Annotated in this window: 9 protein-coding genes; 3 read left to right on the top strand and 6 right to left on the bottom strand. The window is 45.1% G+C overall.

Annotated features, from left to right (window positions below; genetic code table 11):
• From F6K51_RS05965 to F6K51_RS05955, 3 genes are all read right to left on the bottom strand, one after another.
• A complete protein-coding gene (locus F6K51_RS05965) occupies nucleotides 1-528 on the bottom strand; it encodes a hypothetical protein (RefSeq protein WP_293018859.1) in 528 nt (175 codons plus the stop codon).
• A 241-nt stretch (nucleotides 529-769) separates the two neighbouring features.
• Nucleotides 770-2,350, bottom strand: coding sequence for a cytochrome P450 (locus F6K51_RS05960; protein WP_293018858.1), 1,581 nt, complete (start codon nucleotides 2,348-2,350; stop codon nucleotides 770-772).
• Nucleotides 2,351-2,470: 120 nt separating this feature from the next.
• Nucleotides 2,471-4,681: a phosphoketolase gene (locus F6K51_RS05955; protein ID WP_293018857.1), complete on the bottom strand. Its 2,211-nt coding sequence runs from the start codon at nucleotides 4,679-4,681 to the stop codon at nucleotides 2,471-2,473.
• Between the two features lie 403 nt (nucleotides 4,682-5,084).
• On the opposite strand from F6K51_RS05955, the gene F6K51_RS05950 reads away from it, so the two are divergent.
• On the top strand, nucleotides 5,085-6,470 hold the full coding sequence (locus tag F6K51_RS05950) for a cytochrome P450 (protein WP_293018855.1): 1,386 nt from the start codon (nucleotides 5,085-5,087) through the stop codon (nucleotides 6,468-6,470).
• A 2-nt stretch (nucleotides 6,471-6,472) separates the two neighbouring features.
• Here F6K51_RS05950 and F6K51_RS05945 read toward each other — a convergent pair whose 3' ends face one another.
• Nucleotides 6,473-6,655, bottom strand: a complete 183-nt coding sequence (locus F6K51_RS05945; RefSeq protein ID WP_293018854.1) for a hypothetical protein — start codon at nucleotides 6,653-6,655, stop codon at nucleotides 6,473-6,475.
• A gap of 126 nt (nucleotides 6,656-6,781) precedes the next feature.
• A complete protein-coding gene (locus tag F6K51_RS05940; RefSeq protein WP_293018852.1) occupies nucleotides 6,782-7,276 on the bottom strand; it encodes an ATP-binding protein in 495 nt (164 codons plus the stop codon).
• A 549-nt stretch (nucleotides 7,277-7,825) separates the two neighbouring features.
• On the opposite strand from F6K51_RS05940, the gene F6K51_RS05935 reads away from it, so the two are divergent.
• Entirely contained in the window at nucleotides 7,826-8,971 is a 1,146-nt protein-coding gene (locus F6K51_RS05935) for a SpoIIE family protein phosphatase (protein WP_293018850.1), read from the top strand.
• Between the two features lie 375 nt (nucleotides 8,972-9,346).
• On the opposite strand, the gene F6K51_RS05930 is transcribed toward F6K51_RS05935, so the two are convergent.
• Nucleotides 9,347-9,673: an STAS domain-containing protein gene (locus F6K51_RS05930; protein WP_293018849.1), complete on the bottom strand. Its 327-nt coding sequence runs from the start codon at nucleotides 9,671-9,673 to the stop codon at nucleotides 9,347-9,349.
• Between the two features lie 347 nt (nucleotides 9,674-10,020).
• Between F6K51_RS05930 and dapB the strand changes: the two genes are divergently transcribed.
• Nucleotides 10,021-10,848, top strand: a complete 828-nt coding sequence (gene dapB, locus F6K51_RS05925) for a 4-hydroxy-tetrahydrodipicolinate reductase (protein WP_293018848.1) — start codon at nucleotides 10,021-10,023, stop codon at nucleotides 10,846-10,848.
• The last annotated feature ends 33 nt before the right edge of the window (nucleotides 10,849-10,881 follow it).

Genomic DNA, 10,881 nt, shown 5'->3' with positions numbered 1-10,881 from the left:
CTAACGCTGATTCTGCAATTTTCTCATTTCCTCTTGCACCCCCACTGCCACCTGCAAGGCTTGGTCTAGCACTCGTCCATACTCACTGGCCTGATCACTCAAGTGCAGGGCGGTCAAGGTGGTTAAATTAGTAGTAAATAGCTGAGGATTCTTAGTAATAAACTGCTTATTCTCCCTGAGAATTCGTTCTGTCTTCAAGGCACGCACTAAATCCGTTTTCATCACCCTAAGGGCTTCGAGCACTCGCTCCCGATTACTGAGACCAACACCTGGATTCCCAGCTTCTTCCAATTGATCATTAATGTGTACAGCTCTAATCACCGTATTGTATCGATCCACCTCTTTCACCAGCCGTCTAACTGCCTTATATTTCAGCCATAGAAAGGACCCTCTACCCAATTTTATCAGGAAATCTCCTGGTTCTTTTGGTTTCTCTAGGAAAAAACCTCTGACTCGCTCTGGCTTCTCCCCAATCAAATTGGTTAGATAATCCTCTGAAATCACCAAGTCCTGCAAATCAGGTCGCATAGTTGTCCGTGCCTATGATAAGATAGTGGTCGGGAGCCTTTTAATCTATAAGCTTAACATGCTCTTAACACCTTACCGTTAAGAGGAGCACACCTGTTAACGGTCAGGGGCACGACTGGGTATATCATGAAGGTCTCTTATTAAGAGATAGGTTACCCAAAAACCATTATCAGCCCCGTGGAAACCCCCATGACTGCCCTTAATCCCTACTCCCTACTCCCTACTCCCTACTCCCTAAAACCTAGTAAGTTTCCTCAATACACTGCAAGTCTCTAGGCTTAAAACGCACTGGCATCCCATCGGACGGATAAATCAAAAGGTTCTGTTCTAACTGTTCAACAGATGAACGACCATTGACCAACTCCCAGTCGAAATAACGGAGCAGCATTCCTAGCATTACCGTTGCTTCCACCATGGCCAGATGCTCTCCCAAGCAACGATGAGAACCTGAGCCAAAGGTGATCATTGGAAGTGGGCTGCTGCCCTTGCCCTGGTCTAACCAACGCTCTGGCCAAAATTCCTCGGGGTTGCCATAGACCTCTGGGTCTCGCCCAGCACCAAGTATTGACCAGGAGATAATCGTGCCACGAGGAATCAAGTTGCCCTCAATCACGGTTTCACCTTCAGCCTCCAAGGAAGTGGAACCTTCGGCGACTGAATAAAGGCGCAAAGTTTCTTTGATAATGGCACTGATGTAAGTCAGTTTTTTCAGACTTTCTGTATTAATACCACCATTACTTTGCCAACTCTGGTCAACCACAGCTTGTGCTTTCTGAAAAACCCTGGCATTTAATGCTAACTCTGCTACCGCAAAGGATAAAGTATGAGCTGTGGTATCAGTACCAGCAATCAAGATTTCAATCGCTTCTGCTATCAGTGTTTTCCGAGTGTATTTTGGTTCCTTAGCCGCTATTTTCACTAACATCGATTCCTGGAAGTTTGGACTTACCTGCCCCCAATTAGTCGGGTTTTGTGCTCTCATCTTCAAGGCTAATTCCACTCTCGGACCAATCAAACCCTCTAAATATGCCATTGCTCTCCAGTAATCTCGTGAAGCCTTAGTGGGCAAATATTTCATCCATATCTTCTCCCCAGCGAATAACCGTAAGACCCGATATCCTATAATAGACATCGCCTCGTGAGCCTTAAGAATATCGAGGGGTGGACCTTCAGAACTAGAGGATTTTCCATCTACAGGAATTCCCACCACTAAACAGAAAATCACCCTCATAGTTAGTTCCACAAACAGGAAATCGACCTTTACCTCTGTTTGCGGTGCATCTTGCAGAAGTCTGGCAATTACTTGTTCGCAGGCAAGGTTAATAATCTCAAAGTATTTGGACAGACCACTAGAATTGAATTGAGGATTCCAAGCCTTCCGTCGCCACTGCCACTCACTCCCGTTTTCTCCGATAAGAACGGGAGCACCAGCAAGGTCGTTGAAAACTTGGCGCAATTGCTTACACCTACCTAAGCTGCCATCTTTGATGCCATTCACAATGGTGTTTTCTATCACCTTTGGTTGACTCAAAACCAGAACTGGAGGGTTAATCCATAAAACATAAATCGGGCCTAGCTGCTTGCTCCAATCAAACAATAATTGGAAGAATTTTTTCTGTTTAACTGCTGCTAATACCTGAGGAAGATTTCCCAATAGCCAGTGTTTGGGAGGACACGGCAGTAACTCTAGAGATTTGTAAGTATTTTTTCGTTGCCACCAGCCCCAGCCCAGTAGTCCCCCGATGCTAGTAATCCCTAGAGCTGTGGCTAAATAGGGAAAGGAGGGGGAAAAAGCAATCTGAGCAGCAATCTCTTGGAACATGAATCTGCCTTAATTTAACAACTATTAACGTTTAGTCTTGGCTCCGGGCAGCGAGGCTTGATTAGTGCAGCCCCATCCTTAAAGATAGGGCTACACCAAAAAATTCTAGCCAACTAAATTTTAACCAACCAAGTCAATCGCTCGTTTAGCCAAAGCCTCAGCAGTCAAACCATTAAACGCCATAATTTGACCAGCACTGCCAGCCGTTTCACCACGCTTCCAAGCCACCACATCCCGCTGGCAAGTACTACGTAACATAATCGGTTCCAGCATCGCACTGGTACCACCAGTAACACCAATCAACCCATCCCCACCAAACAGCTGTTCAAACCCCTGATCATCTAAGAAACCGCCATCAGCTTCAGTACAGGTTTTCCAAGCCGTATCATCAGGACGGTACAAGCGGCGGGGACTGATTACCGAAACAATCCGCACCCCAATCCCTTGCTCTTCCAAATCCGAAGCAGCATCAAACACTGGCATCAGGCTCATATCCCCAATCACCGCAAACACAACAGTTTTACTACCTTTAGTTTCATGCAACACCACTGCACCATCTCGCAATCCTTGACGGGTTTGCTCAAAGGTCGTGCGCACCGGTAAGGGTGACTTACTAGCAGTAATGGTAATTCCTTTATTCTTAGTACTCAGCGCCCACTCATAACACACTTGGATACTATTAGCATCACAGGGAAACAAGGGGAAAATATTGCCATTGCGCATCATAGCAGCAAAGTAATTTTCAATTTCAGGACGCTGGTGAGTCCAACCATTGCGTCCTTGCTCCAGTGCCCCAGCGGTAAATAATGTAATAGTAGACGGAGTAGGACGGCGCAATTCTGCCATGGCTTGGGTAACGGTTTGCCAAATGGGTAACCCATTGATAGCAAAGGATTCATAAGAACACCACAGAGTACGAGCGCCAAACAAAGCTAACCCTACCGCTAATCCAGCACAAGCATCTTCACTCAAGGGTTCGTACACCTGACCTTTTGGGCCTTGGAAGTAAATTTCATCCGGGGTCGGGTGGATAATTTTTAGGGCTTGGTTAATATTATTAATTCCAGAAGCAGCATTGCCATCAGCATTGGAAATAATAAAATTAGGGTCTTTTTGCCCCACATGAGCAACTATCGTTCCCATAGCGGTAGTCGCTATTTTCTTGTCTGCGTCAATCACAAATTCCTCTAAAGGTAATTCACCTAAATCTGGTAAAGGCAATTCCTTTTCTGTGACTACAGTATGGGCTGCTGACCCTCCTCCAGAACGCTCAAAATTTGTCCTGACTAATTCCCAGGCTTTAGAAGGCAACGCCCGAGCTTTAAGGGCACTAACAATATAATCTTTTTCCAGGGTATCTCCTGGGTAGAGATTGTGAGCTTTCGCTCCCCGTTTGTGGACTCCCGCTCCTTTGAGTTGTTTAACAATCAGCACCGTTAACTTACCACTCAACGCTGATTTAGCCGCTTTATCCGTAGCTTCCAAAACCCCTTGGGTAAATGCCAACCGCTTCTGGAACGAAAACTCTGTGCTATCGATATACTCACCGGGTTGGTCAGCATCATCGTAATCCTTAGCATTGATTAAGATTACTTCTTGGAAACCATTCCCCTGCCAGTATGCAATCATCTCTTGATTGGACTTTGTGGAAACCATACTATGGTGTTCCTGGCTGTAACCATTCCACACTAATATGGGCAGAAAATTAGTCACCTGGGGATAAGCCGTAGAGAAGTGACCAAAACTGCTCATCACATAAGGTTCACCCAAGCCCCCATCCCCTATGGTAACTGGGAATAGTACCCCTGGATGAAGCAAAGCCCCGGCCATGGCAAAGTGTTGCCCTTGTCCGAGGGGGCCAGCCGGATTGAGGAGTCCGGGAATTTGACCAGAAAGGTGTCCGAGCAATCCGTGCATTTCTCGGAAGCGTTCCCCCATCTGTTCTACAGTCTTAATGCCCATCTCCTCTAGGGAGCCGTCCAGAAACATGTTACTGTAGAAGCCTGGGGCATGATGTCCCACTTCAGTAATAATGTTTTTGTAACCCAGCATCACCAAAGCTGCAATCCCGTCCGCAATGCTGGCAAATCCCCCTGGATGACCAGAAGATTTACTAGCAGTGATGTGCAGGGTTAGGTAGCGTAGGGCATCAGCAGCCAGTAAGGTCTGGAAGACAGCTGCTGGATCCTCAGGAGATGCGATCGCATTTTGCCCCAGGGCAATCGCTGCTTGTTGCCCGTATTGGTCAGAAGCCGCATCAAAACCCGGTATGGTGTTGCCAAAATACTGAATTCCTTGACAAAATGTCGGAACCCTGCTACCAACTGTCATAGTCTCAGAAACCTTTTCTAATTATTACGAGTATTAAACAAATATTACAATCAGCTGGCTTGGTGCGGAATTAGTATAAAGGGTAAATTTGGGGTTTTAACCAGTGAAATGTCTTATGGATGAGATTGATTGAGACTACTATTGAGACGACTTGAGAATCTGCAACTCTAGATCCATTGTCATACCTGCCTTGTCGAGATTGTGATCAAATCTTGCTTCATTTGAATTCCCAGAGACTAACAGAATAGGATTAATCGACTAGTTTTGATTACCCTTAATCCTATTAATAGCTTGTCAATAAGCGCTTTTCTGATAGTAATGAGCTAACCGAAGGTTTTGTTGCAATATGGTAGTTAGGTTAGACCATGAATTTGTCTTAAGAAAGTAACAGAGGAAAACGAGTGTGAGTAAATTGCCTGAAGGTCCTCAAATCCCTGAGTGGTTACAGTTAATCTATTGGGTTGCTGACCCTCTGAAATATTTGGATCAGTGTGTAGAACGCTATGGAGATACATTTACCATACGGCTAAGTGGTTTCGGACCGTTAGTCATCCTCAGCCATCCCCAAGCAATTCAGGAAGTCTTGACCGCTCCTCCTAGCCAGTTTAAGTCTGGTGAACGAAATAAGCTGCTACGACCCTTGCTGGGGGAAACCTCAATGACTTTACTCGATGGTCAACCCCACCAGCGGCAGCGTAAACTTTTGATTCCTCCCTTTCATGGGCAACGAATTAATTCCTACAGTCAATTGATTTGTGATATTACTGAGCAAGTAGCGAGTCAGTGGGTAATCGGTCAAGCCTTTACTGCCCGTACTGCCATGCAAGACATTACCATCCAGGTAATCATGCAGGGGGTTTTCGGTCTAGGTCACGGACCCCGTTACCAAAAACTGAAGCCACTCCTGGCAGCCATGCTAGATATGACTAGTTCCCCCCTGCGCTCTAGTATGCTGTTTTTTAAGTTCCTGCAACGAGATTTAGGGGCTTGGAGTCCTTGGGGCAAGTTGGTGCGGCGTAGGCAGGAAATTTATAACCTCCTTCAGGAAGAGATTAATCAGCGCCGAGAGCAACCCGAGCATATGGGCAATGACATTCTCAGTTTAATGATGTCCGCTCGGGACGAAAATGGTGAGTTAATGAGTGATCACGAGTTACAAGATCAGTTGATGACTCTCTTGTTTGCAGGTCATGAGACTACTGCAACCGCTTTAGCTTGGGCATTTTACTGGATTCATCGATTACCGACAGTGCGCCAAAAACTGCTAGAGGAAATTGATAGCTTAGGGGATAATCCAGACCCGATGGCAATTGCCCAACTGCCCTATCTCACAGCAGTAGCCTACGAAACCCTGCGGATTTACCCAGTGGCGTTTGTGATCTTCGCCCGCATTACCACAGCCCCAATTACTATTATGGGTCACCACTATCAGGCCAATACTACCCTTTTTGCCTGTCCCTATTTAACCCATCGTCGAGAAGACCTCTATCCAGACTCCGATCAGTTTAAACCAGAACGATTCCTTGAGCGTCAATACTCTGCCTATGAGTATTTTCCCTTTGGTGGTGGAAACCGACGCTGTATTGGTGCTACTTTGGCGATGTTGGAAATGAAACTGGTTTTGGCTAAGGTATTGTCTAATTATCACTTAGCCCTAGCACAAGACAAAATCATTAAACCAGCTCGTCGTGGATTCGCGATTGCTCCTGAAAATGGGGTTCCTATGGTGATGACAGGTCAACGTGTTGCTAAGGATTCACCAAAGCCTGCTACCGTAAATTCTATTTAGGATCAAAATAATTGTGCAAGTAACTGTCCCATAGCAACAGAAACGGTTATCCGTGATAACCGAGAGTCTTTGCGGCCAGTAAGGTTACCGAAAAGGGCGGTTGGATGCGATCGCGTAGCGTGACGGAACGTCAATCGCATTTTGTGAGCATACTCTTCCAAACCCGGTATGGTGTTGCCAAACAAAATAGTGAATTACTCAGAATATTAAAGATTTTGTGTTATTCTCTGCTGAGTATAAATAAATGTCAACAAAAGTCTAACTAGCACAGCATCAGAGTTTCAGGCACTTAGGTCACCCATCTAACTATCCTACTCCATCGGTCGGACAATTGGTAATCGAGACTCGTTAACATTTTCTTTACAAAAAGTTTTTAAATCGCTCTTTCCCAATTCCTGATAACACTTCACAATTAACAAACAGTTCCGGTTGTCATCGGTACGGGTATAGCTGAGATGATCAGCAATTTTTTTTAGTATTGCGATGCCACGTCCACCACCAGATTCAAGGTTCATTTGCTGCTTGATGTCTGTCAGCCGCTGTTCTAAATCAAAGGGAGGTCCTTGATCCCAGATGCGTAACTCTAAGCGCTGGGGGAATAAAGTAACTTCAACATCAATGGAAACGTCTTCTGGCAAATCTTTGTGAGCATGGCGAACAGCATTGGTAAATCCTTCAGCGAGAGCTAATTGGCACTGCAACCAGACTTTTTGGCGAACAGACGATGGTTTGAACTGGTCAAACCATCCCAAAGCCTTTTCTAACGCCTTAAGGTCGCTAGGAAATTTTTGGATAGATGTTTTCAATTTTTTCAATTCCTCAAAATCTTTTACATCAACCACATACATCAACCACATACATCAACCACATTGAAGCCTGATTCTCTCCAAAGGGTACTCTAAGATCAAGGAATCCAGTTTAACCTAGATTTATATCTCCCTCTACCATGGACTAATACTCAATGCCTTCAAAGAAAATTTTTTCCAGAAGCTTTGCCAGAAGCACTGGGAAAACCATTGGGGCAAATGGGGTTTCTTTTCCCGTTTTCTATCAAGCCAGGGGGTCTCGCCCTCTAGGGGGTCTTGCCCCCTAGAAGCTGTTGCCCAAAATCGGAAAGATTGATTGAGATGCGCGAAAAGGGGGAAGAAACCGGAAGCGGTGCAAGAGAAGGAAGTTAGGAACAAATAAATCCGGTATGCCAATAGGGAATGCCATCAATAAAAGTAACTCAGTCTAACTTACCTTGGGGTCTGATCAAGGTTTCGTGAAATTCAGCCGGTCAGAATCTACTTGCTGTCCTGATTGTAAGTCAGTGTATTGATAAATCCTAGAGTAATTTGTACAACCTCAGTGCCATGAACCAAATTCTGATTATTGATGATGATCCAGCCATTCAGATGTTACTGAAACGAACCCTTTACAAGCAGGGTTATGAGGTAGCTGTAGCTAGCAACGGCGAAGAAGGTTTGGTGCAGGTACAAAAGTTACGTCCAGCCCTAGTCATTTGCGATTGGATTATGCCCGGTATGAATGGATTGGATGTCTGTCGTCAACTCAAGGCAACACCGGGACTCTCAACCACCATATTTATTCTGGTGACATCTCGAAATTCCATTGAAGACCGGGTAGAGGGGTTAGATGCTGGAGCAGATGACTTTCTGTGTAAGCCGATCGAAATAGCAGAGTTGAACGCACGAGTCAGAGCTGGCTTGAGGTTACATCAACTAAGTCATGATTTGCAGCACCAAAAGCAGTTGTTGGAGGGAGAATTAGCCGAGGCAGCAGAGTATGTTAGTTCGATTCTTCCAGACCGGATGATCAAACCATCGGTGACCATCGACACCCGATTTATTCCCTCCCGAAAACTGGGAGGTGATGGCTTTGACTATTATTGGCTAGACTCAGAGCATTTGGCAATTTATCTGCTGGATGCTGCTGGACATGGCTTACGAGCTGCCTTGCCCACACTTTCAGTGCTAAATTTACTCAGGTCGCGGGCTCTAAAGTCGATTAACTACTATCAACCGAGTGATGTTCTACGAGGGTTGAACCAAACCTTCCAGATCACTGAGCGAAATGATAAATACTTCACGGTCTGGTATGGGGTATATAACCAGGTCAAGCGTCAACTGGTCTATGCTAGTGCAGGACATCCACCCGCAATATTAATTGCTCAGACCCATGGTTCCTTGATGGAAGTACAACGTCTAAAAACCCCTGGCTTACCCGTTGGTATGTTCCCAGATGCCGATTACATTGATCAGTGCTGTGAAATTACTGAATCGAGCACCCTATATATATTCAGCGATGGGATTTACGAGATTAACCAATCCAATGGGAACGTTTGGGGACTTGAGCCCTTCATTAGGTTACTGGCAGAGTGTAAGCAAAATCACAATGGTGCTTGTCACCTAGATTTGATTTTGAAATCTCTGGAAGCCGTGAACCCTAAACACTATTTTGATGATGATTTATCGTTACTGGAAATCAATTTTTTATGAACACTTTCCCTGGAATAATCAACCTCATTTACCTGAAATAAATTGGCATATTTTAATGAGGAGACAGGATAATCAATGGCAGTCAATCATCAGAAGCATTCAGCCAGGTTAGTGGGCCGATAAAGAACGATTGGTGGCTTTTTTTGCCAATTTATGTTCAAAATTACTGGACAAATAATTATTATGAATCCTGACTTTTGACTGGATAATCCTGACTCCTCAATCCTAAATCGGAGGATAGTTGGTTATGTCGAACTCAGGTTAATTAAGGGTTAGGGAATTTTCCTAAACCATCTTCCTACCTTTACTGAAACAAAACCTAGGATTTGAAAAGGGCTACGCCCAAGGGCGATCGCCCTATAGACTTCCCTGGAATTATCTTGTAGAAAGCACCTCGCTTTCAAAATCTTCTCGTGTAGAAAAGATTTCAAAAACTCTGTCCATGCTGGTCAGTTCAAATAACATTTTGATTTGCTCATTAACTGAGCAGATATACATCTTGCTCCCAGCAGCACGAATAGTTTTCAGAGCAAGTACCAACGCTCCCAAACCAGAACTATCCATAAAAGTAACATCTTTAAAATCAATCAAAATAATATCTGCGTTAGATTCCACCAGCTCAGCAACCTCTTGACGAAAACTGGCAGCTTGTGTACCATCTAGAATGCCTGTGGGTTGAACGACTTTAACAGCACTACTCATATACCAAATTAAGCTAGTTACAAACATATACTGACTTTGCTAGTATAGCCGTGACAATTCATTTCAGCCAGATGCTGACCCACGCCCTACCCTACCACTACAGCACTAATCGCTTCTTTCAGGATTAGCCTCACCGATAAAGAGCATAGTAAACTTGAATTTGGGATGAATTTGGGGGCTAATAACGGGGGCTTATAACTACAAGCAAGATTTGAACCCATCTACCCTTAGTGCTATCCGTGGTGTCCGCTCGGGTCTTCACGGTTCCATCCCCTAAGCCCACTCCCACCAAAACTCCCAATATACACTAGAATTACCTTGGCAGAGCCCCAAACTATCCTGAAACCATGTCCAATTCAAATCCCATTCCAGTAGTAGTAAACGGTGCCGCCGGAAAAATGGGTCGAGAGGTGATTAAGGCTGTTTCTCAAGCCCAAGACATAACCCTAATCGGTGCCATCGATACCAATCCTAAGTATCTAGGTCAAGACGCCGGAGAAGTTGCGGGGTGCGAACCAGTTGAAATTCCCATTCTCAATGACCTGCAAGCCAATCTAGTTCTTGCTACCCAAGAAAAAACCCAAGGGGTGATGGTAGACTTTACCCACCCTGATAGCATATACGAGAACATCCGAACTGCGATCGCATACGGTGTCCGCCCCGTAGTTGGCACCACTGGTCTTAGTCCCGACCAAATCAAAGACCTCTCAGAATTTGCTGAAAAAGCCAGCACTGGCTGCCTAATTATCCCCAACTTCTCCATTGGTATGGCATTACTGCAACAAGCAGCTGTGCAAGCCTCCCAATACTTTGACCACTTAGAAATCATAGAACTCCACCACAACCAAAAAGCCGACGCTCCCAGCGGTACTGCCATTCAAACCGCCCAACGAATGGCTGGAGCAGGTAAAACCTATAATCCGGCAATGGTGGAAGAAACCGAAAAACTAAAAGGTGCCAGGGGAAGTATTGCAGAAGACAATATTCGGATTCATAGCGTGCGTTTACCTGGCTTAATTGCTCACCAAGAAGTCATCTTCGGTGCCCCTGGTCAAATTTACACCCTACGTCACGACACCAGCGACCGTTCCTGCTATATGCCAGGAGTACTGCTCGCGATTCGCAAAGTTACCCAGCTCAAAGGTCTACTATATGGGTTAGAGAAAATCTTGTGACGAGTTATTGGTCATTAGTCATTAGTCATTCGT

Source organism: Moorena sp. SIO3I8, assembly GCF_010692325.1.
GTDB lineage: Bacteria > Cyanobacteriota > Cyanobacteriia > Cyanobacteriales > Coleofasciculaceae > Moorena.
Note: the sequence above shows the minus strand (reverse complement) of the source record. Positions and strands in the feature narration are given on the sequence as shown.